This is a genomic window from Phycicoccus sp. Soil803 (assembly GCF_001429685.1).
Classification (GTDB): domain Bacteria; phylum Actinomycetota; class Actinomycetes; order Actinomycetales; family Dermatophilaceae; genus Pedococcus.
The window spans coordinates 919,450-942,693 of sequence record NZ_LMST01000001.1 but is presented as its reverse complement, the minus strand read 5'-3'; the positions used below and the strand labels follow the sequence as shown (position 1 = coordinate 942,693).

Genomic DNA, 23,244 nt, shown 5'->3' with positions numbered 1-23,244 from the left:
GTGGCCGGCGCGCCCTCTAGGGTTGCCACGACGCGCAGCGACGTCCACGACGGGGGGCACGAGACATGACGAGGACGGTACGGATCCTGGGCACCCATGGTGTGCCCGCGGCATACGGGGGCTTCGAGACGGCCGCCGAGCAGATCGGGCTGTACCTCGTGGAGCAGGGCTGGCGCGTGGTCGTCTACTGCCAGGCCGACGGCAAGGGACCCATCACCTACGACACGTGGCGCGGCATCGAGCGGGTCACCATCCCCCAGCACCGCGAGGGCTGGCTGGGCACGTCGGCCTTCGACTGGACCTCGATCCGGCACGCCATCCAGCACGACGACGTCTGCCTCACCTTCGGCTACAACACCGGCGTCTTCAACATCCTGCAGCGGCTCAAGCGGATCCCCAACGTCATCAACATGGACGGCATGGAGTGGACCCGGCGGCGCTGGGGCATCCCGCGCCAGGCCATCCTGCTGGCCAACGAGCGGTTCGCCAGCCTGTTCGGGCACCACCTGATCGCCGACCACCCCGACATCGAGCGCTACCTCGCGCGGTGGGCCCGGCGGAGCCGGATCAGCATGATCACCTACGGCGCGCACGCGGTCACCGAGGCACCCACGGGGCCGGTCGAGGCGATGGGGCTCACGCCGGGGGGCTACCTCACGGTGATCTGCCGCCCCATCCCCGAGAACTCGCTGCTCGAGATCGTCGAGGCGTTCTCGGCCAAGCCCCGCGAGCGCACCCTCGTGGTCCTGGGCAACCTCGACGGCGCGACGGACGACTACCACCGGCAGGTGCTCGCGGCGGCCAGCGACGAGGTGGTCTTCCCGGGCGCCATCTACGACCCCGAGGTGGTGCAGGCGTTGCGGTTCCACTCGCTGGCCTACGTGCACGGCCACACGGTGGGCGGCACGAACCCCTCGCTGGTCGAGGCCATGGCGGCCGGCAACCCGGTCATCGCCCACGACAACGTCTACAACCGGTGGGTCGCCGGACCCACCCAGCGCTACTTCACGACAGCGCAGGAGCTCGGGGCCCAGCTCGACGAGCTGCTCGCTTCTCCCGACGTCCTCCACCAAATGCACGACGCGGCCCGGGGTCGCCATGCGGAAGAGTTCACGTGGGAGCACGTGGCCGGCCAGTACGAAGCCGTCCTCGCGCGCTTCCACGCAGGACTCATGCACCGCGCCTGAGGGGGCGCTGCCGGTCGCATCCGCCGACCGGCAACGAGGTGGATGGGGGCCACAGATACGGAGTTAGTCGTCGTGATCACCATGGGGGTCGTCGGGCTCGGCAAGATGGGCCTCTCCCACCTGTCCATCTTCCGCGCGCACCCGGAGGTCGACCTGGTCGCCGTGTGCGACTCGACCGGTTACGTCCTCGACGTGCTGAGCAAGTACACCGGGCTGCGAACCTACAAGGACCTCAGCGCGATGCTGGCGGCCGAGCAGCTCGACGCGGTGGTCATCGCCACCCCCTCCCACCTGCACGCGCCGATGGTCCGGACCGCGCTCGAGGCCGGTGTCCACGTGTTCTGCGAGAAGCCGTTCACCCTCGACGACGCCGACGGCCAGGCCCTCACCGCCCTGGCCCGCGAGCGCGGCCTGGTCACCCAGGTCGGCTACCACAACCGGTTCGTCGCGGCCTTCGCCGAGCTCAAGCGCCTCATCGACGGCGGCGCCCTCGGTGCGGTCACCCACGTCGTCGCCGAGGCCTACGGCCCGGTCGTCCTGGCCCCCAAGGGGGGCACCTGGCGCAGCCGCCGGTCGTCCGGCGGTGGCTGCCTCTACGACTACGCCGCCCACCCGATCGACCTGGTGCAGTGGTACCTCGGCATGCCGACCGGCGTGGAGGGCAGCCGGCTCAACCGGATCTTCTCCGCCGAGACCGACGACGAGGTGGTGTCGACGCTGATGTACCCCGGTGACGTCACCGCCCAGGTCTCGGTGAACTGGTCCGACGAGTCGCAGCGCAAGATGTCCACCAAGATCAGCGTCTGGGGCACCACCGGTCGCGCGGTCGCCGACCGGCAGGAAGTGCAGGTCTACCTGCGCGACACCGCCGCCGTCCCCGAGGGCTACCGCACCGGCTGGAACGTGCACTACACGACCGACCTCACCGAGCAGCCGTGGTTCTACCTGCGAGGCGAGGAGTACAGCGCCCAGGCCGACACCTTCGTCGGCCGGGTCGCCAACCGGATGACCGAGGGCCCCAACGTGTTCAGCTCGGCCGCGGCCACCGACCGGATCCTGTCGATGATCTCGGCTGATGCGCAGGGCACCGGCGGCCCCCGCGAGCGCGCCACCTCGACCGCCACGGTGGCCCCGCGCCGCCGCCGACGACTTGCCTTCGGGCGAGGGAGGACTGCCTGATGGACCGCCTCCTGTTCGGTGACAACCAGTTCTTCGGCGTCAACCACATGTCCGAGGAGAAGGCGCGCAGCCAGCAGATGCGCTTCCAGGACCTCGGCGCGATCATGGAGGTCCTCGACGCCGCCTACGACGAGGGCGTCACGACCTTCATGTGCACGACCCACGACCGGGTCGCCGAGATCTGCGACCTCGTGCGCGCCGACCAGGAGCGCTACGCGCGCATGGAGTTCTTCCCGTGCATGCCCTACGCCCACAAGTACGCCAACGCGATGACCGAGGACGGACCCCTCGGCGCCCTGCGGCGGTTCCTGCCCGACCAGAGCGTGTTCAGCGCCGCCCTGACCGGCACGAAGTCGTTGGCCAGCAAGGACATCGACGGCATCACGCGGCTCCTCATCGACGCCGAGATGTCGATGTTCCGCGGGTTGCAGACCCCGGTGGTCTTCCTCCAGAACGTCGTCGTCGACCTGCTGCTGGGCCTGGGCTTCGACGAGGCGTTCGTCATCTTCGCCGACCACGTGCGCACGCGGTACGGCGCCGAGCCCGGCTTCATCACGATGAACCTCCCACGTTTGCTCGACACCCTCGAGCGGCTCGGGATCGACAACCCGATCGTGTGCTCCAACATCAACAAGATCGGCTTCCGGATGCCCGGCGGCCTCGAGGCCTACGAGACCGCCCTGCGCGACCGTCGCTTCCGCGCGATCGCCATGTCGGTCTTCGCCTCGGGCGCCATCCCCCCGGAGGAGGCCATCGACTGGGTGTGCGCCCAGCCCAACATCGAGTCGATCGTCTTCGGCGCCTCCAGCCGCCGCAACATCGCCTCGACGAGGGCCCTGGTCGAGAAGAGCTGGGCACCGGTCCCGCGGTGATGCTCTCCACCTTTCGGACGAGTGGCGGGGACCGCTCCGGAACGCAGAATGGAACCACGACGACCCACCGACGGCGGATCCACGGCGAAGGCCGTGGCAGGAAGGGAAGGAGGGGCAGCCGATGACCCTGCGCGCCTATCTCCAGATCCTGCTGAAGCGCTGGCGGATCGTCGTGGCCTGCACCGTGCTCGTGCTCGGCGCCGCGGCCACCCTCACCTACCTGACCCCTCCCACGTATGCCGCGAACGCGACGGCCTTCGTGTCGATCAGCTCCGCCGGTACGGCCGACGCCTCGATCTACCAGAGCTCGCAGTTCGCCATGCAGCGGGTGGCGTCCTACACCGAGGTGGTCAAGAGCCCCGACACGCTGCAGCCGGTCATCGACAAGCTCGGCCTGAAGATGAGCGTGCGCGACCTTCGCGCCGTGGTCTCCGCCGAGAACCCGGTCGACACCGTGCTCATCAAGGTCACCGCCACCGACAGCGACCCCCAGCGGGCCCAGGCGATCGTCAACGCCGTGAGCGACCAGATGGGGATCAACATCGAGAAGCTGGAGACGCCTCGCGAGCCCGGGGGCAAGTCGCCCGTCAAGGTGACGACCACGGTCCCGTCCCTGGCCCCGCAGCAGCCGATCTCGCCCAAGATCCCGCTCAACATGGCGCTGGGCCTGCTGGCCGGCCTGGCCCTCGGGGTGATCGTCGCGGTGATCCGCGAGCAGCAGGACACCACGGTCAAGGGCGACGAGCTCGAGGACCTCACGGGACGCCCGGCGCTGGCGCTGATCGGCCTCAACCAGCAGGTCAAGACCCACCCCCTGATCACCATGCAGGGCCACGGCCGGGGGGTGGAGGAGTTCCGCTCCCTGCGCACCACCCTGCAGTTCGTCGACGTGGACCAGCCGCCGCGCGTCATCGTCATCACCTCGGCGCTCGCTTCCGAGGGCAAGACGACAACCGCCTGCAACCTGGCGATCGCCCTGGCCCAGTCCTCCCTGCGCGTCTGCCTCGTCGAGGCCGACATGCGGCGACCCAATGCCTCGACGCTGATGGGCATCGACGGCTCGATCGGCCTGTCCAACGTCGTGGCCGGCCAGATCGACCTCGCGGACGCGCTGATGCCCTGGCACCGCGGGTTGCTCACGATCCTGCCGGCCGGGACGACCCCGCCCGACCCGACCCGGTTGCTCGGGTCCAAGAACATGGCCGCCGTGATCGCGACCCTGCGAGCGGACTTCGACTTCGTCATCATCGACGCCCCGCCGATCCTGCCGGTCAGCGATGCCGCGGTGCTCGCCAGGGGCGCCGACGGCGCCGTGCTGGTGGCTCGCTACGGCAAGACCCGGCGCGAGCAGCTCACCAGCGCCATCGCCGACCTCGAAGCCGTCAAGGCCCGGCTGATCGGCACCGCCCTGACCATGGTGCCGGCCCGCGGACAGCGTGACCTGCGTGGGCACGACGAGGACTACGCGGCCCTCGCCGCCGTCTCCGAGAGCGACTGGGCCGCCGCGCTGCCCAGCTCCTCGGGGGATGGCACCGGCCCCGAGTCCGACGGCGCGGCCAAGGTCGTCCCGGGGGTGGACACCACGCCCGACGAAAGCGCTGACGCCTCGTCGTCGGACCATCCAGGCCCGCCGGCGGACAGCACGGGTGACCCCAGTGGTGACCGCAGCCGCGACGGTGCCGACCCCCGCGAGGGTGACCGCGACGGGGTCCTCACCCGCGAGGGTGACCGCGACCGTGCCGGCAACCGCGACGGCCGCCACGAACGGCCGATCTCGCTCGATCCCAGGGTGCTCGGGACCAGCTTCTCGAAGCCGATGAAGCCCTCGGGGCGGGGCCGAGTTCACTGACGTGGCACGCATGGCCACGGTCGGTCAGGCTGGAACGGTCCTCGGTGAGGCGTCGGCCAGGCTCGACGCGAACGAGTCCAGCGCCTCGCGCAGGGCCGGTGCAGCCTTGCGGTGCGAGCCGCGCTCGCCGTGGGGGTCGAGGATGTCGTGCCCGACCACCTCGGCGGCCCTCCCGAACCGTCGGCGCCAGCCGTGCGGCTCCTCGGGGGGCAGTGCCACCAGGCCCCGGACCGCGTTCATCTCCTCCAGCAGCCAGATGAGCCGTTCGCGGGTGCCCAGCCGCCCGGTGCCGGAGTGCACGGCACCCTCGACCGACACCGCGGCACCTTCGGCCACCGTGCGGGCCAGCGCCTCCTTGGCCAGGATCGCCGCCTCCACGATCGTGAAGGTGTGGTCCGCGCTGGCGGCGTCGAGCAGGCGCGCGGAGCCGCGGTACTTGCGCTCGGAGACGAGGACGAGGTCGGCGGCCCGCACGAGCTCACTGGTCACCTGCTGCGCGCGGTGTGGTCGCATGATGAGGTCGTGGTCCTTGGTGAGCTGGTCGCTCATCTGCGGACACCACCCGGCGCCGATCTCGGCGCGGATCCCGGCCGAGACCACCTGGACCTGCCACTCGGCATGGGCCTGGAGGGCCGAGCGCAGGATCGTCGCCGCGGCGGGGGCCAGGCAGCGGTCGTTCGCGCACAGCACGAGCACCGTCGTCTCCATAACCACCTCGTCCCCACGAGTCGTCGCGTGCTTCCAGTATGGGTCGCGGCAACCGGGACCAGATACCAGCAATCGGGCGAGCCGGCCTGCGTCATCCGGCGGAACCGAACAAGCATGAACACGACAAAGCAGACACCACGGACGCCCACGGAGATCGCGCCCTGGCAGCTGTACGTCTGTTGTCTCCTTCTCGTCGCGTGCACCATCCCTTGGCGGCGCGGTACGTACTTCGCCGGCGCCCTCGACCCCGTGGTGGCCGCCAAGGGCCTCCTGGGCGGGGCCGGGCTAGCCCTGTCCTTCCTGCTCTCCAGGCGTTCCGCACGACCCACCGCCGTGGGCGCCCGCACCCTGACCCTGGCCGCCCTCTACCTCCTCGTGTCCTGCCTCGGGGGCTGGGCCGCCGGCCAGGCGCTCGCGTCGGTCGTCGTCGCGGTGCGGGTCGCGATGTTGCTGACCAGCCTGGCCCTGCTGCTGCACGCGGTCGGGGTGACCCGCCTGATCACGGCGATGATCCACTCGCTGGGCCTGGTCGCCCTCTTCGCGGTCGCGACCGGGGCCGGCACCTTGGGCAGCGGGCGCCTCCAGGGCGGCGTGCCGCCCCTGACCCCCAACGAGATCGCGCTCCTGACCGGCACCGTGCTCCTGCTCACCGTCCAACGAATGATCGAGAGCCGGGCCGCGCGCTGGGAGGCCGTCCTGGCAATCGGCCTGTTCGGCGTGGTGTGGCTGACCGGCTCACGGACCACGGCGGCGACCCTCTTCCTCGGCGTGGCCGTGATGGTGCTCCAGGCCCGCAAGTTCTCCGTGGCTGGGTTCGTCGCCATCGTCGCGGCCATCCCGGCGATGGCCTTCGCGGCCCTTGCCACCAGTGCGGTCACCAACCTTCTCCTGCGCGGTGGCGACCAGAACGTCACGACCCTCGCCTCCCGCACGATCGCCTGGCAGGCCGCACTCACCATGGAGGGTTCGACCTGGCAGCGCTGGTTCGGTGGGGGGCTGCCGATGAAGCACATCCCGGTGACCGGGCAGTACTGGCAGAGCCAGCTCCTCGACAGCAGCTGGATCTCGGCGCTGGTCCAGACCGGTCTGATCGGCCTCGCGCTCACGGCCGTCTGGGTCCTGGCGACCGTGGGGTCGACGTTCCGCACGCCGCGGCCCTGGCGCCCGCTGTGGGTCGGCCTGATCGCCTTCGTCGGGCTGCGCAGCCTGCTGGAGAGCGGCCTGTTCGACGCCAGCACCTCGTTCATCCTCTTCGCGATGGTGAGCCTGATGAGCGAACCCGCCACCCGCACCGCGCCGGACCCCGGGGCTCCCGTGGACCCGGAGCCGGCCGAACCGGATCCCATCGTGGTGTCGGACGCGACCCTGCGCGAGCTGCAGCTCCAGGGTCAGCCGGACCCGAGGTCCTCGAGGACCGCACTGACCGCCCGGCGGTAGCGCGCCGGGTGGTAGCGCTCGGCCGACTCGTCGGCATCACGCAACGCCCTGGCACGGGTCTGCGGCCACTGCGCGAGCAGTCCCCGCACCGCGTCCGCGACGGCCTCAGGCCGGTCGGCGGGCACGGCGACGGCCGCCTCGAGGTGGGCGGCGGCCTCCTTCAGCCCGGTGTGGTCGCTGACGACGACCGGGCGCGCGCTGAGCGCTGCCTCGATCACGCCGTTGCCGAAGGACTCCTCGGCCCTGGACGGCACCAGCACGACATCGGCCTGTCGCAGGTGCGGCCAGACATCGGGGGTGAACCCGTGGAACCGCACGACATCGGTCAGCCCCTCGGCACGGACCAGGTCACGCAGCTCGGACTCGTACCACTCGTAACCCGGGAACACCGCTCCCACGATGTCCAAGGAGGCCGCGGTGCCGTCCCTTCGCAGCGCGCTGAGCGCCCGGACCGCCACGTCGACGCCCTTGCGCGGGGACAGCCGGCCGACGAAGAGCAGCCGAGGGTCGACCACGGAGTCTCGTGGGGGCTCGACGCGGTCGGGGCCGGCCACTCCGTTGGGGATCACCTGCATGCGGCTGCGGCGACCCCCGGACCGGGCCGCGACCTCGAGGCTGGTGGTGCTGTTGCAGATCACCCGGGTGGCCAACCGCGTGGGCACCGTCAGGCCGTACCGTGCGACCGCGGACGACGCACCCTCGGCCTCGTGGATGTGGATCGCCGTGGGGATGCGCAGCAGCCTGGTGACGACCAGCCAGAAGGGGATCGTCACGGTGTTGACGTAGACCACGTCGGGCCTGACCCGTCTCACCAGGCGCACCATGGCGGGCACCCCTCGCAGCACGTCGACGGCGAGCCGGACCATCCCCCGAGGGCTGAGGTTGGCGCGCCGCACGACGGGCGCGGGACAGACCTCGACGCTCGCACCGGCAGCCAGCAGCTCGCGGTCGAGGGGACCGCTCTGCGAGGCGGCGACCACGACCGTCCAGCCGAGCTCACCCAGCCCGCGGACGGTCTCGAGCAGCATCCGGTCGGAACCATAGAGATCGGCAGACGGGTTGGCCACGAGGGCAACCCGCCTGCCGAGCTCTGGGTGCGATGACGTCACGGCTGCGGCGGCCCAACCCACCACTCGTCGATGGAGTACACCACCGGGCCGTTGGTCGTGCTGCCGCTCAGGTAGGGGTACAGCCCGGCCGAACCGGCCGCCTGGAACCCTCCCGTGTTGTCGGTCGACGTGAGGGCCCACGCCGCCGGCTCGCTGGCTCCGACCTTCCACACCTTGACCCGCAGGGTCGTCGGTGCGGTGCCGGTCGCCTGCAGGCGCACCCGCAGCGAGTCCCCGGCGTTGTAGCTCACACCAGCCAGTGTGGCACTGCTGAGGACCGTCTCGGCGCCGCTCTGGTTGCGTGTCAGCCAGACCGCGACCGCACCGCCCGCAGCCATCCGCACCTTCGCGCGGTAGTCCACGGTGGAGCTGACCCGGCGACCGATGACGCTGACGTACTGTCCGCCACCGGTGGGCACCTTGTCGGTCGTGACCAAGGTCTTGACCTCGGTGCCCGTGCTGCTCACGCTCGGCAGGTATGCCGTGTAGCCGTCACCGGCGTTGAGGCTCACCTTGCCGGTGCCGCCGCCGACCGACCACCGGGTGGTCGGACCACCGATGGTCCAGGCACCGCCGACGTCCGCCGTACCCCAGCCTCCGGTGACCGTGCGACCGAAGTCGTCACGAGCGAAGACCGTCGGTGCCGTCACCGTGACGGAGGCGGACTCGGTGTCCGTCCCGCCCAGGTTGTCGGTCACCGTGAGGATCACCGTGTAGGTGCCGGCCGCGGCATACGTGTGGCTGGTCGTGGCGCCCGAGCCGTTGGCGGTCAGGTCACCCCAGTTCCACGAGTACGACGCGATGGTGCCGTCCGGGTCGCTCGACGTGGACCCGTTGACCGAGGTGACCAAGTCGTTCTCGGTGTGGGTGAAGGCCGCGGTGGGCAGCTGGTTCGGCGGCGCGGTGACGGTCACCGAAGCTGTCTCGGTGTCGGTCTTGCCGCCGTTGTCGGTCACCGTGAGGGTCACCGTGTAGGTGCCGGCCGCGGCATACGTGTGGTTGGCCGTGGCGCCCGAGCCGTTGGCCGTTGCGTCACCCCAGTTCCACGAGTACGACGCGATGGTGCCGTCCGGGTCGCTCGAGGTCGACCCGTTGACCGAGGTCTGCAGGAACGTCTCGCTGTGCGTGAAGGCTGCCGTCGGAGCCTGGTTCTCGACCACCGTGACGGAGGCCGTCTCGGTGTCCGTCGCCCCGTCGTTGTCGGTCACGGTGAGGGTCACCGTGTAGGTACCGGCTGCGGCGTAGGTGTGGTTGGCCGTGGCGCCTGAGCCGTTGGCGGTCAGGTCACCCCAGTTCCACGAGTAGGACGCGATGGAGCCGTCCGGGTCGCTCGAGGTGGACCCGTTGACCGAGGTCTGCAGGAACGTCTCGGTGTGGGTGAATGCCGCGGTGGGCACCTGGTTGGGCGGTGGCGCGTTCACCGTGACCGTGGCGGTCTCGGTGTCGGTCTCGCCGTCGTTGTCGGTCACCGTGAGCGTGATCGTGTAGGTGCCGGCCACTGCGTAGGTGTGGTTGGCCGTGGCCCCGGAACCCGCAGCTGTGGCGTCACCCCAGTTCCACGAGTAGGACGCGATGGAGCCGTCCGGGTCGTTCGAGGTGGACCCGTTGACCGAGGTCTGCAGGAACGTCTCGTTGTGCGTGAAGGCTGCCACCGGCGGCTGGTTGGCGACGTTGCCGCCACCGAGCTCGAAGTGCTGCGTTGCCGCACTGCCCGGGAGCACCGAGGAGTAGACCGCGACCTCGTCGATCGTGCCGGCGAGGAACGGGCTGCAGCAGCCCCAGTGGTTGTCGCCACCGACCCGCCAGTAGCCGTTGTAGTTCTCGGCGTCCGTCTGCCCGTTCGTGCCGACCAGCGCGCCGTCGAGGTAGAGCTTCATCCCGTCGGTGTTGCTCTGGGTCGCCATCACGTGGTGCCACTGACCGTCGTTGTAGGCCAACGGCGAGTCGATGGTGTTGGTGAAGCCGGTCCAGACCCCGAAGGTGATCCGGCCGTCGTTGTTGACGTAGACGTGCCGGTCGTAGCAGCCCGACGTGCCGACGTTGGAGCAGCCGAACCCGAGGATCTTCCCGCCGCTGGTCGACGTGGTCTTGAACCAGGCCTCGAGCGTGTAGTTGTGCGGGTTGTTGTAGACCTGCTTCGACGCCACGAACCCGTCGCTGCCGTTGAAGGCCACGGCCTTGTTGGTCGCTCCGTCGAACGCGCCGGTCTGGCCCTGGCTGTAGCCGCCCCGGTAGTCGCCGTCGGACTCGTTCGGACCGGAGTCCTTGGCCGTCGGGGTGGTGTCACCCAGGCGCCAGTACAGGTCGGGGTTCGCGTCCCACACTGCCTGGCCGTAGGCGTCGGCCGGTCGCGTCGGGACGTTGAGCGTGCGACCGCTCGCGGTGTAGTGCGACTGGACCATCGTCAGCGGGATGGCCGTCGGGTAGATGGCCACGTCGTCGATGTCGCCGGCGAAGTACGGGTTGCCGCTCCACGGGCTGTCACCACCGATGCGCCAGTAGCCCGAGTAGGCCTGGCCCACCGAGGTGCCCGCGTTGCGGCCGATCCGCTTGCCGTCCACGTAGAGGGTCACGCCAGAGGGCTCGAGGGTGCCGACCGCCTGGTGCCACTGTCCGTCGTTGTAGGAGTTGGGCGTGGTGACCGTGAAGAAGCCGTCGTGGTAGATGCCGAAGGTGATCCGGCCGTCGGGCTCCATGTAGATGTGGCGGTCGTAGTTGCTCGACGTGCCGGTGTTGTTGTTGCCGAAGCCGACGATCTTGCCACCGCTGGTGGTGGTGGTCCTGAACCACGACTCGACGCTGAACACGTCGGGACCGGGGATGGGAGAGGCGGTGGCCCCGAAGCCGTCGCTGCCACCGAAGGTGGTCGACTTGTCCGAGTCCCCGATGATCGCGCCGTTGGCGCCGCGGGTGAAGCCGCCGTTCATCGTCAGGTCGTCGAAGCCGGCCCAGTCGATGGAGTTTCCGGACGGCTCACCGAGCCGCCACAGGTGGCTCGCCCCGTCGTCGATGACCTTCTGCGCGTAGGGGCTCGGCGAACCGCTGCCGACCGTGACCGTGTTGGAGACCGGGCTCCACAGCAAGTTGCCGTCAGGGTCGGTGATCCGCACCTGGTAGCGCACCTGGGTGCCCGGGGTGAGGTTCTTGTCGATGAAGCCCATGGTGGGCAGGTCCCAGTACGCCGAGTCGCCCGTGGTCGTGTAGACCCAGGTGTTGTTGTTGCGCAGCACCTCGTACTTGAGGTTCTTGTCGTCCTGGTCCCAGGCCGAGCCCCACGAGACGCGCACCGTGCCGGCGGTCAGCGAGACCGCGTTGGTGCTGGGTGTCGGGGTGGCCGGGATCGTCGAGTAGCGCGGGCCGCGCAGCTTCGGCGCCCCGGACGCCCGCGACTTGAACCGGGTCAGTCCCTGCTGGTTGGCGCCGTTGACGCGCGGGAACTCGCCACCCATGAGGACGTAGTCGCCGGCGGTGTCGACGGCCCACGCGGCCTGGCTGGCCGAGGTGTAGGAGCCGAAGGCCAGGTCGGGCCACCAGGTGAGCATCTTGGCGTACTGGTACCCGCGGTAGTCCCAGCCGTAGACGTCGTTCTTGGTCGTCAGGTTCGTGCCCGAGTTGTAGGTGACGACGGCCTTCTGCCAGCGTACGCGCGGGTTGGTGTCGCCGAACTCGTCGACCGCCGTGCAGTCGTGGTAGTGAGCCACCGCGTAGAGGAGGTTCTGGGTCGGGGCGACGTCGTAGGTGTCACCGAGGCAGTCGTTGACGAAGTTGATCGCACCGGTGCTGGGGTCCAGGCCGAAGGTGCCCTCGAAGTTGGCGTTGGAGTTGCCGAGCACGAAGGCGTAGCCGCTGCCGTAGACCTTCTGGCCGTCGGTCTTCAGCGCGGTGATGGCCGCGGCGCTGCCGCCCGCCTTGATCTTCTGGTTGGCGGCCCACGGCAGGGTCGCACCCGTCGCGGCGTCGACGGCGCCCATGCCGACGGCGGCCACGCCGTTGAGGGTGGTGAACGAGCCGCCGGGGATCACCTTGCTGTTGTCGGGCGTCATCGTCATGGTCCAGACGTAGCCGCCCTCTGCTGCCGGGGCCCAGGGGAGCATGGCGCCGTTGGAGTTGGCGAAGGCCGCGAGACGCACGCGGGAAAGGCCGTTGGCCGACAGGAAGTTGCCGCCGACGAAGACGGTGCTGGCCGTGACGCCAAGACCGCGCACCTGGGAGCCGATGTTCGGCGGGGTGTAGCCGGGGGGCGCCACCAGGGCTCCGGTGGCGGTGCTGAACGCCGCGAGGTGCCCCCGCGCGATGCCGTCGACCTGCGTGAAGTCACCACCGACGTAGATGCGCGAGCCGTCCGGAGAGGCCTTGATGACCAGGCCCTGGGCGTTGAGCGAGTGGCTGAAGGACGCCACGCGGTTACCAGTGGTGAGGTCGTAGGCGAAGATGTTGTTCGCCACGACCTCGCCGGCACCACCAGCTGCGACGCCCGGTGGCCTCGCGCGGGTGAACGAGCCCGTGACGTAGACGGTCTGGCCCACGACGACCTGGCTGTAGACGACGCCGTTGATCTGCCAGGTCGGCAGAGCGTCGGCGGTCGCCACGTTGGCCGGGGCTGGGTCGGCGGCCTGGGCGGCCGTCGAGGGGATGACCACCCCTGCGACGGCCAACGCCGTCACCACCGCTCCCACACCGACGGTGCGACACCACCGAGCTACTGGTCCACGTCCCATGACACCCTGCCGTTCTCCCGCGCCTTCGCGGGCTCCCTGCGTTGGTTGTGCGGATTGCTAGTTGCGAGGACCGACCCAGAGGTCGTCCACGCCGTACCCGACAGGACCGTTGGTGGTGCTGCCGCTCAGGTAGGCGTACAGGCCGATGGATCCGGGCGCCTGCAGTGCCGCCGCGCTGTCCGTGGTGGTGAGGGTCCAGGCGGCGGGCTCTGTGGTCCCGGCCTTCCAGATCTTCACCCGCATGGTGGTGGGGTTGGTGCCCCAGGTCTGGAGCTTGACCTTCATCGTGTCGCCGGCGTTGTACACGAGACCCGGCACCGTGATGCTGGTGAGGACCGTCTCGGTCGCACCCTCGTTGCGGGTCAGCCAGACCGCCGTGGCGCCACCGGCTGCGAAGCGGATCTTCGCCCGGTAGTCGGCGGTGGAGGTCACCCGGCGTCCGAGGACGCTGATGTACTGACCGCCGCCCGTCGGTGCCTTGTCGGTCGTGACCGCGACCTCGTACTGGTTGTCCGTGTTCGAGATGCTCGGCAGCGACGCCGTGTAGCCGTCACCGGCGTTGAGGCTGACCCGACCGAGCCCACCGGAGACCGACCACCGGGTGGCCACGCCACCGAGCGTCCAGGCGCCCCCGAGGTCGGCGGTGCCCCACCCGGAGGCGAGCGTCCGGCCGAAGGCGTCCTGCGCGAAGGCGGTGAGCGCGACGACCGTGATGTCACGGGACAGGGTGCCGGTGGCGCCCTGGTCGTCCGTCACGGTGAGGCGCACCGAGTAGGTGCCCGCCGCGGCATACATGTGGCTCGCGGTGGCGCCGGAACCGTCGGCGGTCCCGTCACCCCACTGCCAGGCGTAGGACGCGATGGTGCCGTCGCCGTCCGCGGATGCCGAGCCGTTGACCGACAGGGCGAGGAAGCTCTCCGAGTCCGTGAACGACGCCGTCGGCGCCTGGTTGCCCGCCACGGTGACGGTGGCCGTCTTCGTGTCGGTGCCGCCCCTGTTGTCCGTCACGGTGAGGCCCACCGTGTAGGTGCCGGACGCGGCATAGGTGTGGGAGGCCGTCGCGCCAGAACCGTCGGCGGTGCCGTCACCCCAGCTCCACGCGTAGGACGCGATCGTGCCGTCGGGGTCGCTCGACGTGGACCCGTTGACCGAGGTCTGCAGGAACGTCTCGCTGTGGGTGAGGGCGGCCGTCGGCAGCTGGTTGGGCGCCTGCGACACGGTGATCGACCGGCTCGAGGTGCCCGTCAGGCCCTGGGCGTCGGTGACGGTGAGGCCGACCGTGTAGGTGCCCGCCGCGGCATACGTGTGGGTGGCCGTGGCGCCGGAACCGTTGGCGGTGCCGTCACCCCAGCTCCACGCGTAGGAGGCGATCGTGCCATCCGGGTCGGACGACCCGGACCCGTTGACGGACAGGGCGAGGAAGTTCTCCGAGTCCGTGAACGAGGCCGTCGGTGCCTGGTTGGCCGCCACCGTCACCGAGGCGGTCTTCGTGGCCGTGGCGCCGTCGTCGTCCGTCACCGTGAGCGTCACGGTGTAGGTGCCGCCCGCCGCGTAGCTGTGGTTGGCGGTGACCCCAGAGCCGGCGGCGGTGCCGTCGCCCCAGTTCCACGAGTAGGTGGAGATGGTGCCGTCGGCGTCGGTCGAGCCGCTGCCGTCGACCGCAAGGTCGAGGAAGGTCTTCGTCGACGTGAAGGCCGCAGTCGGCGGCTGGTTGACCGCCACCTGGCCGGTGGCCTCGTAGTGGGCCCGGACCTGCGCACCCGTGAGGGCGGTCGGGTAGACGGCCACCTCGTCGATCTCGCCGGCGAAGTAGCTGCTCGTGGTGTTGCCGTAGTTGCGGTCACCGCCGAGACGCCAGTAACCGGTGTAGCTCTGCGCGTCGGTCGCCGCGGCGGAGGCGGACAGGACACCGTCGACGTAGAGCTTCATGCCGTCGGCACCCTGGGTCGCCACCACGTGGTGCCACTGCCCGTTGTTGAACGAGGTGGTCGTCGCGGCGAGGGTGCGCACGGCACCGTTGGTGCCGAACTGGAGCCGGCCGTTGTTGAGCATGACGACCTCACGGTCGTACGACGTGCTCAACCCGGTGGTGGCGCTGCCGAACCCGATGATCTTGCCGCCACGCGTGGTCGTGGTCTTGAACCAGGCCTCGGTGGAGTAGGTCTTCGGGTTGTTCCAGGCCTCCTTGGCGACCACGAGACCGCTCGACCCGTTGAAGGTCGCGTCGCGCACGGGGGTGCTGGCAGGGGACCCGCCCGAGGTCAGGGAGACCCCGGTGACGATCGACCCGTCCTGACCGGCCGACGAGGAGTCGGCCACGGTCGAGCCGGACGTCTCGTTGAGGCGCCAGTAGAAGTCCGGGGACGATCCCGTCACTGCCTGCGCGTAGCCGTCCGTCGGGGTGGGCGAGGTCCACGCGGCCGAGCGACCGGAGGCGAGGTACTGCGCCTGGATGTCGGCCTGGCTCAGCACGCTCGGGAAGACCGAGACCTCGTCGATGGTGCCGGCCAGCGCGGCGTTGGTGGGCTTGTTCGCGAGGCTGGAGGTCGAGTCACCGAAGAGCCGCCAGAAGCCCTGGAAGGTCGCCAAGGTCACCGGAGTCTGGTCGCGGCCGACCCGGCGGCCGTCCACGTAGAGCGAGATGCCGTCAGCACCGGCCGTCGCCGTCACGAGGTGCCACGCACCGTCGTTGACGCTGCGCGTGCTGGTGACCGTACGGGCGGTCCCGTTGGAGGTCATGAACGCGATCCTGTTGCCGCTGTTGACGTACAGCACCAGGTCGTTCGAGGTGCTGTTGTTGGTCTGGCTGGTGCCGAACCCGATGATGCGTCCACCGGAGGTGCTGGTGGTCTGCATCCAGGCCTGGACGGTCGCCTCGACCGGGTGGCTCTCGGCATACGTCGTGTAGAGCTTGGGGCTGGTCCCACCGCTCGAGCGGACCGCGGCGTCACCGGTGGTGGCACCGGACTGGCCGAAGGTGACGCTCGTGGAGGTGCCGTCGCCGGCGCCCACGGAGTCGAGGAAACCGGGCCCGGTGTCATTCAGCCGCCAGTGGTGCAGCGGGTTGTCCGCCCGGACCGCGGAGAGGTAGGCAGGGGTCGGGTCGGACGACACGGTGACCGGAGCCGTCGCAAGGCTCCACTGGACGTTGCCGTCCTTGTCCTTGGCCCGCACCTTGTAGGTGTGGGTGGTACCGGGTGCGACGCCGGTGTCGGTGAAGCCCAGGCCCGGGAGGGTCCAGAAGTTCGACGCCGACGTGAAGTTGCCGATGGAGGGGCCACCGTCGCGGTAGACGTCGTAGGTGAGCGTGGCGTCGTCGCGGTCCCAGACGCTCTTGAAGAAGAGCTTGACGCGGCCGGCCTCGGTCGAGGTGGCGACCGGGTTGAAGGCCGCGGTGTAGATCGGCTTGGACAGCTTGGGGGCGGCGTTCGGTGCGGCGAACCGGACCAGGCCCTGCTGGGCCACGCCGTTGACCATCGGGAACTCGCCGCCGAAGCTCAGGTAGGTGCCGTTGCCGGTGACCGACCAGGCCGCCTGGCGGTCGGGGGTGAAGTTGCCGAACTCGAAGTCGGGGAACCAGTGCAGGATCCCTGCGTACGGGAAGCCCCGGAAGTCCCAGCCGTAGGCGTCCTTGACCGTGATCATCCCGGTCGGGAAGGTCGGGGCGGCAGTGGCCTTCTGCCAGCGCGAGCGCGGGCTGGTGTCAGGGAACGAGCCGACGACGGTGCAGTCGTGCTGGTGGGCGACGCTGTAGAGGACCTGGTTCATCGGCCAGGTGCTGTAGTTGTCGCCGAGGCAGTCGTTGATCCAGTTGATCGCGCCGGTGTCGGGGTTGGCCGAGAAGGTGCCCTCGAAGGAGGCGCCGGAGCCGAACGCGTAGCCCGAGCCGAACACCTGCGTGCCGTCGGTGGACAGGCTGGTGATGCCACCGTTCAGCCCGGCGGTGCGGATCGAGGCGTTGGCCGCCCACGGCAGCACCGCGGCGGTCGTCGCGTCGACGGCACCCATGCCGTAGGCAGAGACACCGCCGAGGGTCTCGAAGGAGCCGGCCAGGATGACCCGGCTCTGGTCGGGGGACATGACCATCGCCAGCACGGTGGCGTTGGAGCCCCCGGCGGTCGGCGACCAGGGCAGCAGCGTCGTGGAGGCTGCGGCGAAGGCAGCCCCTCCCGCGCGGGTCTGGCCACCGGCCGACGGGAAGCTGCCGCCGGCGTAGACGGTGGAGGACGTCGCGACGATGGCGCGAACCTGTCCACCGATGTTGGGGGTCCAGTTCGTCAGCGTGCCGCCCGCCGTGTTGAACGAGGCGATGTGGCCGCGGGAGGCGCCGTCGACGGTGGTGAAGTCGCCGCCGACGTAGATCTTGGAGCCGTCGGGCGAGGCCGCGATGGCCAGGCCCTGCGCGTTGAGCGAGTGGCTGAACGACGCGACCGGGTTACCGGTGGTGATGTCGTAGGCGAAGATGTTGAGGGCGTCGATCTCCCCGGCGCCGCCCACTGCCACACCCGGGGGGCGAGCCTTGGTGAAGCTGCCCGTCACGTAGACGGTGTTGCCGACGATGACCTGGGCCCACACGACACCGTTGATCTGCCAGGTGGGCAGCGCGTCGGCAGTCACGGTCGTGGGGGTCGGCGGAGTCGGAGCAGGGTCGGCCGCATGGGCGACCCCACCGGTCAGCGTGATTCCCCCCACCAGGAGGGCGGTGGTCGCGACCACTGCGCCGGCACGGCGGATCAGACCGCCGAAGGCCTCAACGTGCATGGTGGACTGCCTTTCCAAGACGATTCCCGCCGAGATCGGCGTTGCCGGGACGAGCACCGACGAGCGGTGCGTCGACCAGCGGGTCACTGGTGGAGGTGGAGCTGGTGACCTGGGGCTGCCGCTGTTCACGCAGCATGGGTGCCAGGACGATCGAACGGGTGAGGAGACCGCCGACGAAGGGACCGACGGCGAGGACGAAAGGTGTTGCCTGGTAGGGCAACCCGATGGCCAGCAGGCCCGCGAGCGAGGCGAGCGACACGAAGGCGTCGGCGAGCCGGACGACGAGAGCGGCGCGCTGGCGGCCGCGGGCTGCCGCGAGGCTGACGAACGGCTGCAGCGTGGCTGTCGCGGCGGCATACACCGCCCAGCCGAGCACGGTGACGGCCGGGAGCGTGAACGAGTCGCCGGTCACCCACGGACCCACGACCGGCGCCACAGCCCACAGGAGGACCCCGAGGGCCAGCGCCCCCCCGGCCAGCCCCAGGGAGCTCCTGGACGCCCGCGCGACCAGGGCCCGCAGCGGCAGCGAGCGGTCGCGGGCGTAGGAGGCGAGCAGGTAGGAGCCGATGCCCTGGATGGCAAGGATGGCGGGGGCGACGTAGATGCGGGCCGCCTCGACCTGGCCGAGTGCGGCGCCGCCCGCCACGGCGATCACCAGGACCCGCATGGCGGTGAAGACACCAGGGTTGACCGACACCTGCGCGCCGCGCCACCCGCCGAAGGAGGCGACCTGGCGGATCCGCGCACCACGCAGGGAGACCAGGCGGCGCTCGTCGGCCGGCGCCAGGGCGATCGCGACGACGAGGCCGGCGAGCTGGCCCGCGGCGATGGCGACGAAGAAGGTGCCGAGGGCGACGGTGCCGACAGCGGACACCACCACGAGGGCGACCATCGCGACCACCAGGGCCACCGAGTCGACCACCACGAGCCGCCAGAAGCGCAGCGTCGCCATGAGCAGGCGGCGGGCCACCTCCTCGACCTGGAAGAGGGCTGCCGCGACGCAGAACCACGCCGCCTCGGCCGGCTCGAGCACCCCGAACGACCACAGGGTCACGGTGGCGGCGACCGGACCGAGCAGGGCGAGCACACCGGCCCACCACTGCAGTCCCGCGCGGAGCCCGCGGTCGTGACGGTCGAGCACCGTGAGGGCATCACCGACGAATCCACTGGTGACCGCGGTCGTCAGGATGATGACGCCGAGGCACAGCGCCAGCTCGCCGAGGCCCCGGGCACCGAGCAGGTGGGCCGCTGCGACCTGCAGGCCGAAGCTCGCCGCCGCCTGCCACACCTGGGCCACGAGGGCCCCGGCGGCATGCGACGAGGCGAGCGACCGCAGCCGCCCGAGTCGGGGAAGGGAGCCTTGGGTCACTTGGCCACGACCGCGCCCGTGTACGTGGCGGAGGTGTGGAGACCGTCGAAGTCGACGACCATCGCGACCTGGTTCAGCTGCTTGGTCGGCACGGCGAACGCGTAGAGGGCCGTGGCGGAGGCGCCGGGCTTCACCGTGCCGGAGAAGTCGTAGGTGCCGGCGCTCTCGGTGTACACCGGGGCGGCCAGCTGCTTCGTCGCGCCGTAGCTGGTCGTCAGGACCACCTGGTTGAGGTTGACGGCCTTGGTCGAGCCGTTGGTGAGCTTGAGCGTGAAGCGGACGTACTCGCGCCCGGCCATGACGCCGGGACCGTGGCCGGTCTCGACACCCTTCTCGGCCTTGGTGATCACGAGGGTGACGCCATCGGGGTACTTCACTGCCGCGTCGAACTTCGCACCCGGCGCGCTCACCGAGGGCGTGTTCGGCTGCCCGACCCGCTTGACCTTGGGGACGGACTTGACCGGCTGCGGGAGCGGGGGTGCCAGTGTGGTCGGCGTCGTCTCGGTCTCGGGGGTCTCGGTCGGCGCCGCGGAGGACGACGAGGACGTGCCAGGGGTGGAGGCGAGGGCCTGGCCGCTGCCACCGCAGCCGGAGAGGCTGGCGGCGACGAGGGCGAGACCCGCCAGGCTGGCGGCGAGACGGAGACGCGGCGACATCAGTAGGCGCCCTTTCCACGAAGGACCGCACGAGCGGTGCGGACGATGATCTGGAGGTCGAGGACCAGCGACCAGTTGTCGACGTACCAGAGGTCGAGCCGCAGGGACTCGTCCCAGGACAGGTCGCTGCGACCGCTCACCTGCCAGAGGCCGGTCAGGCCCGGGCGGACCCGGAGGCGCCGCACGGCGTCGGACTCGTAGCCGGCGACCTCGTCCGGCAGCGGCGGTCGGGGCCCGACCAACGACATCTCGCCCCGCAGGACGTTGACCAGCTGGGGCAGCTCGTCGAGCGAGTAGCGGCGCAGGAACCCGCCGACCCGGGTGATCCGCGGGTCGTGGCGCATCTTGAACAGCACCGTGTTGCCTGCGTCTGCGGCGCCGGTCAGCTGGGCCAGCCGCTGCTCGGCGTCGACGCCCATGCTGCGGAACTTGAGCATGTTGAAGGTCTCGCCCCGGGCCCCGACCCGCGTCTGACGGAACAGCACGGGACCCGAGGAGTCGAGGCGGATCGCGATGCCGATGGCCACCAGGACCGGAAGGGCAGCGATCGTCAGGCCGAGCGCGAGGCACCAGTCGACGGCCCGCTTCACCACGCGGCGGGCGCCGGACATGGCCGGCCGCTCGACGTGGAGCAGCGGCATCCCCGCTGCGGGGCGGATGGAGAGCCGCGGTCCGGCGACGTCGAGCAGGCCGGTCGCGACCACGAGGTCGACGGAACGCTCCTCGAGTGACCAGGCGAGGCGGCGCAGGGCCCGACCGCTCAGGTCGGGGTCCCCCGACACCGCCACGACCTCGGCGTTGAGGAGGTCGATGGCGTGCAGCGCCTCCTCCGGGTAGCCGAAGACCGGGATGCCCTCGACCTCGGAGGAGAAGTCGCCGCCGTTGGTGATGCCGGAGACGCAGGCGCCGACGACGTGCATGCCCTCGCCCGGAGCCTGCTGGAGCTGGCGGATCATGGGACCGACCGTGCGGACGTTGCCGATGACCACGGTGCGCTGGGTGTCGCGCCCGTTGGTGCGGCGCCGGAGGAGAGAACGGCGCAGCAGGTTGCGGGAGACGAGCCCGAGGAGCATCAGCATCGGGACGACGATGAGGACGAGCCCGCGGGCGAGCTCGAAGTGCAGGAGCCACGAGCTCAGCACCGCCGCGACGCCGAGGCTGATCGCGGCCCTGGCGACGGAGCGGTACTCGTCGGTGGTGATGCCGAGGAACCGCTGCTCGTAGCCGTGGAACAGCTGGAGCATGAGGATCCACACGCCGGGCAGGAGCAGCGCAACGCCCCACCGGACGGACGCGGGGGCGCCGCCGACGGGGAGGACGATCACGGCCGCTGCGGTGACGAGGGCAGTGACGGCGTCGGACAGGAGCGCACGACGCCGGTAGCCCACGTGCCAGGGGCGCGCGGGCTTCGTGCTCTGGGGTGCATGACCAGGCGGGGCCGAGCGCGGCGAAGCCGTCGTCGTGCGCTTCCGCACCCATTCCGCCCCGACTGGCGAAACGGACTTTGCCCCCGCAAGATCCGTCATGGCAACTCCCCTAAACCGCTCAGCGCCTGAAGGTAACTCCCAAGTGGGACTTACCGATGTGCCCTCATGAGAAGACGTCCTCAGGCTCTGGAAATGCTGTCACCGCAGGGGATTCGGCACATACGATCACGGGGCTAGGCCAGACAACCTCACCTTGACTACGGGGTATGCCGTACCCCTCTCCACCGTTTGAGGGAGAAGGTGGTGACGTTCGGGGCGGGATGGCTCCGGTTGGGTGCGGACGGCCCTCAGGCCGGGGAGTGGTACTTCTGCTGGGCCGCGACGAGTCCCTCCACCACGACCATCTCGGCAGCGTCAGCGGCGTCTCCGAGGAGGAACGGGAGCTCCTTGCGCTCGGTCGTCCCGAAGTCCCGCAGCACGAAGTCGGCGGGGTCCATCCGACCCGGCGGGCGGCCGATGCCGACCCGAACCCGCAGGTAGTCCTTGGTCCCGACGGCGGAGGTGATCGAGCGCAGACCGTTGTGGCCGCCCTCTCCCCCGCCCTTCTTCAGCCGGACGTCGCCGGCCGGGATGTCGAGCTCGTCGTGGATGACGAGCAACCGGTCGACCTCGACCGAGAAGAACTTCATCAGCGCCTTGACCGGGCCGCCCGACTCGTTCATGTAGGACGACGGGACCGCGACGACCGCGGCCGGTCCGGGCGCCCCGCCCGGTCGCAGGCCGATCCGCACCGTCGCGGCGGAGGCCCGCGCCTTGTGGGAGGTGAGCTTCGCGCCGGCGCGCGAGGCGAGCTCGTCGACGACCATGGCGCCGACGTTGTGACGGTTCCCTGCGTACTTGGGGCCGGGGTTGCCCAGTCCCACCACGAGCCAGGTGCCGTCGTCACTCACGGGGCGCAAGTATGCCGGAAGGCCAGCTCCCCCACTCGCCCGGGCGCAGTCGTCGGGGCAGGGCGCGGCTCTCCCTACGCCAGCAGACAACAGCTGCGCCGGTGGCGGCAGCCTGTGGACGACGAGGCCACCACCTGCCGCGCGCCCGGCAGGCTGTGTCGATGCCGATCGATCCGACCCTCCATGCCTGGGCCGTCACCCGCGGCCATGTGTTCACCTACAGCGAGGCGCGGGAGCGGGGCGTCGGCGACCCCGAGCTGAGGCGATGTCTCCGCGCCGGAGACGTTGTCGCGGCGCGCCGGGGCGCTTATGTCCTCGGAGCAGCCTGGGCTTCCTCCCACGACGAAGGTCGGCTGGCCCTGCGGACCAAGGCCGTCCTGGCCACCCGGCCGGGCAGCGTCGCGAGCCACCAGAGCGCACTCGCGCTGCACGGACTGCCGGTGTACGGGGTGTCGCTCAGCACCGTCGACGTCATCGGGGCCGTGCGCCGGGTCCGTACCCGCCCCGGGTTGCGGGTCCACGGCTGGATCGCGGCAGGCTCGCGCTCGGCCGTCGACCTCGAGACCGTGCCCCAGGTGGTCGCTGACGGTTACCGCTGCGTCCCGGTCGCGACCGCCATCGCCCAGGTTGCCGTGCGATCAGGGTCGCTGGCCGGGCTCGTCCCGCTCGACCGCGCATTGCATGACCGGCGCTGCACCCTCGAGGACGTGCGCACAGCGCTGACCGAGGTGGCGCGGCTGCCAGTCCACCGACGCGTTGGCGAGGTTCTGCTCCGGTCTGCCGATGCGTCCTGTGAGTCGGTCGGCGAGACCCGGACCCGCGTCCTCCTCGAGGCGCTCGGCCTCGAGCCGCAGTCCCAGGTGACCCTCGTCGACGATCGCGGCTCGTTTCTCGGTCGGGTCGACTTCCTCGTCGCGGGACGGGTGGTGGTCGAGTTCGACGGTGTGGTCAAGTACGGGGGCCCAGGGGGGACGGCGGCTCTGGTCGCCGAGAAGGCACGCGAGGATGCGTTGCGAGGCGCC

Annotated in this window: 14 protein-coding genes; 6 read left to right on the top strand and 8 right to left on the bottom strand. The window is 70.5% G+C overall.

From position 1 onward, the window contains the following. The first annotated feature begins 65 nt into the window (after positions 1–65). The 4 genes from ASG95_RS04385 to ASG95_RS04370 all read left to right on the top strand — a co-directional run bounded on the left by ASG95_RS04385 (position 66) and on the right by ASG95_RS04370 (position 5,087). Positions 66–1,187 (top strand): DUF1972 domain-containing protein, encoded by a 1,122-nt coding sequence (locus ASG95_RS04385; RefSeq protein ID WP_057376701.1) that lies wholly within the window; start codon positions 66–68, stop codon positions 1,185–1,187. A gap of 81 nt (positions 1,188–1,268) precedes the next feature. Continuing rightward, positions 1,269–2,366 carry a Gfo/Idh/MocA family protein gene (locus ASG95_RS04380; protein WP_235544134.1) on the top strand — a complete coding sequence of 366 codons (1,098 nt, stop codon included), beginning with the start codon at positions 1,269–1,271 and terminating at the stop codon, positions 2,364–2,366. Continuing rightward, complete coding sequence (locus ASG95_RS04375; protein WP_057376699.1) at positions 2,366–3,238, top strand: hypothetical protein; 873 nt, start codon at positions 2,366–2,368, stop codon at positions 3,236–3,238. The genes ASG95_RS04380 and ASG95_RS04375 overlap by 1 nt, the downstream gene beginning before the upstream one ends. Before the next feature lie 121 nt (positions 3,239–3,359). Then, the gene (locus tag ASG95_RS04370) at positions 3,360–5,087 is read left to right on the top strand and encodes a polysaccharide biosynthesis tyrosine autokinase (RefSeq protein ID WP_057376698.1); all 1,728 of its coding nucleotides are present in this window, start codon (positions 3,360–3,362) and stop codon (positions 5,085–5,087) included. A 24-nt stretch (positions 5,088–5,111) separates the two neighbouring features. Here ASG95_RS04370 and ASG95_RS04365 read toward each other — a convergent pair whose 3' ends face one another. Beyond that, entirely contained in the window at positions 5,112–5,795 is a 684-nt protein-coding gene (locus tag ASG95_RS04365; RefSeq protein WP_056923118.1) for a hypothetical protein, read from the bottom strand. Between the two features lie 114 nt (positions 5,796–5,909). Here ASG95_RS04365 and ASG95_RS04360 point away from each other — a divergent pair, with 114 nt between their 5' ends. Beyond that, positions 5,910–7,232: an O-antigen ligase gene (locus ASG95_RS04360; RefSeq protein ID WP_157581726.1), complete on the top strand. Its 1,323-nt coding sequence runs from the start codon at positions 5,910–5,912 to the stop codon at positions 7,230–7,232. Here ASG95_RS04360 and ASG95_RS04355 read toward each other — a convergent pair. The 7 genes from ASG95_RS04355 to pth form a co-directional block, all read right to left on the bottom strand. Continuing rightward, the gene (locus tag ASG95_RS04355) at positions 7,184–8,299 is read right to left on the bottom strand and encodes a glycosyltransferase family 4 protein (protein WP_200961868.1); all 1,116 of its coding nucleotides are present in this window, start codon (positions 8,297–8,299) and stop codon (positions 7,184–7,186) included. The genes ASG95_RS04360 and ASG95_RS04355 overlap by 49 nt on opposite strands. Before the next feature lie 38 nt (positions 8,300–8,337). Then, positions 8,338–13,005 (bottom strand): LamG domain-containing protein, encoded by a 4,668-nt coding sequence (locus tag ASG95_RS04350; RefSeq protein WP_200961867.1) that lies wholly within the window; start codon positions 13,003–13,005, stop codon positions 8,338–8,340. 111 nt (positions 13,006–13,116) lie between these two features. Beyond that, positions 13,117–17,820 carry a LamG domain-containing protein gene (locus tag ASG95_RS04345; protein WP_057376695.1) on the bottom strand — a complete coding sequence of 1,568 codons (4,704 nt, stop codon included), beginning with the start codon at positions 17,818–17,820 and terminating at the stop codon, positions 13,117–13,119. After that, the gene (locus ASG95_RS04340; RefSeq protein WP_057376694.1) at positions 17,810–19,189 is read right to left on the bottom strand and encodes a hypothetical protein; all 1,380 of its coding nucleotides are present in this window, start codon (positions 19,187–19,189) and stop codon (positions 17,810–17,812) included. Before ASG95_RS04340 ends, ASG95_RS04345 begins: the two co-directional genes overlap by 11 nt. Further along, complete coding sequence (locus ASG95_RS04335; RefSeq protein ID WP_056923123.1) at positions 19,186–19,845, bottom strand: hypothetical protein; 660 nt, start codon at positions 19,843–19,845, stop codon at positions 19,186–19,188. The genes ASG95_RS04340 and ASG95_RS04335 overlap by 4 nt, the downstream gene beginning before the upstream one ends. Further along, entirely contained in the window at positions 19,845–21,233 is a 1,389-nt protein-coding gene (locus ASG95_RS04330; RefSeq protein WP_056923124.1) for a sugar transferase, read from the bottom strand. Before ASG95_RS04330 ends, ASG95_RS04335 begins: the two co-directional genes overlap by 1 nt. Positions 21,234–21,619: 386 nt before the next feature. Next, a complete protein-coding gene (gene pth, locus ASG95_RS04325; RefSeq protein ID WP_057376693.1) occupies positions 21,620–22,222 on the bottom strand; it encodes an aminoacyl-tRNA hydrolase in 603 nt (200 codons plus the stop codon). A gap of 161 nt (positions 22,223–22,383) precedes the next feature. On the opposite strand from pth, the gene ASG95_RS04320 reads away from it, so the two are divergent. Then, positions 22,384–23,244 (top strand): hypothetical protein (locus tag ASG95_RS04320; RefSeq protein ID WP_200961866.1); only part of this gene is annotated, 861 nt, incomplete at its 3' end.

Excerpts from the sequence above, each read along its gene's own strand:
- ASG95_RS04385 (WP_057376701.1), top strand. The coding sequence starts at position 66 with ATGACGAGGACGGTACGGATCCTGGGCACCCATGGTGTGCCCGCGGCA.
- ASG95_RS04380 (WP_235544134.1), top strand. The coding sequence starts at position 1,269 with ATGGGGGTCGTCGGGCTCGGCAAGATGGGCCTCTCCCACCTGTCCATC.
- ASG95_RS04375 (WP_057376699.1), top strand. The coding sequence starts at position 2,366 with ATGGACCGCCTCCTGTTCGGTGACAACCAGTTCTTCGGCGTCAACCAC.
- ASG95_RS04370 (WP_057376698.1), top strand. The coding sequence starts at position 3,360 with ATGACCCTGCGCGCCTATCTCCAGATCCTGCTGAAGCGCTGGCGGATC.
- ASG95_RS04365 (WP_056923118.1), bottom strand. The coding sequence starts at position 5,795 with ATGGAGACGACGGTGCTCGTGCTGTGCGCGAACGACCGCTGCCTGGCC.
- ASG95_RS04360 (WP_157581726.1), top strand. The coding sequence starts at position 5,910 with ATGAACACGACAAAGCAGACACCACGGACGCCCACGGAGATCGCGCCC.
- ASG95_RS04345 (WP_057376695.1), bottom strand. The coding sequence starts at position 17,820 with ATGCACGTTGAGGCCTTCGGCGGTCTGATCCGCCGTGCCGGCGCAGTG.
- ASG95_RS04335 (WP_056923123.1), bottom strand. The coding sequence starts at position 19,845 with ATGTCGCCGCGTCTCCGTCTCGCCGCCAGCCTGGCGGGTCTCGCCCTC.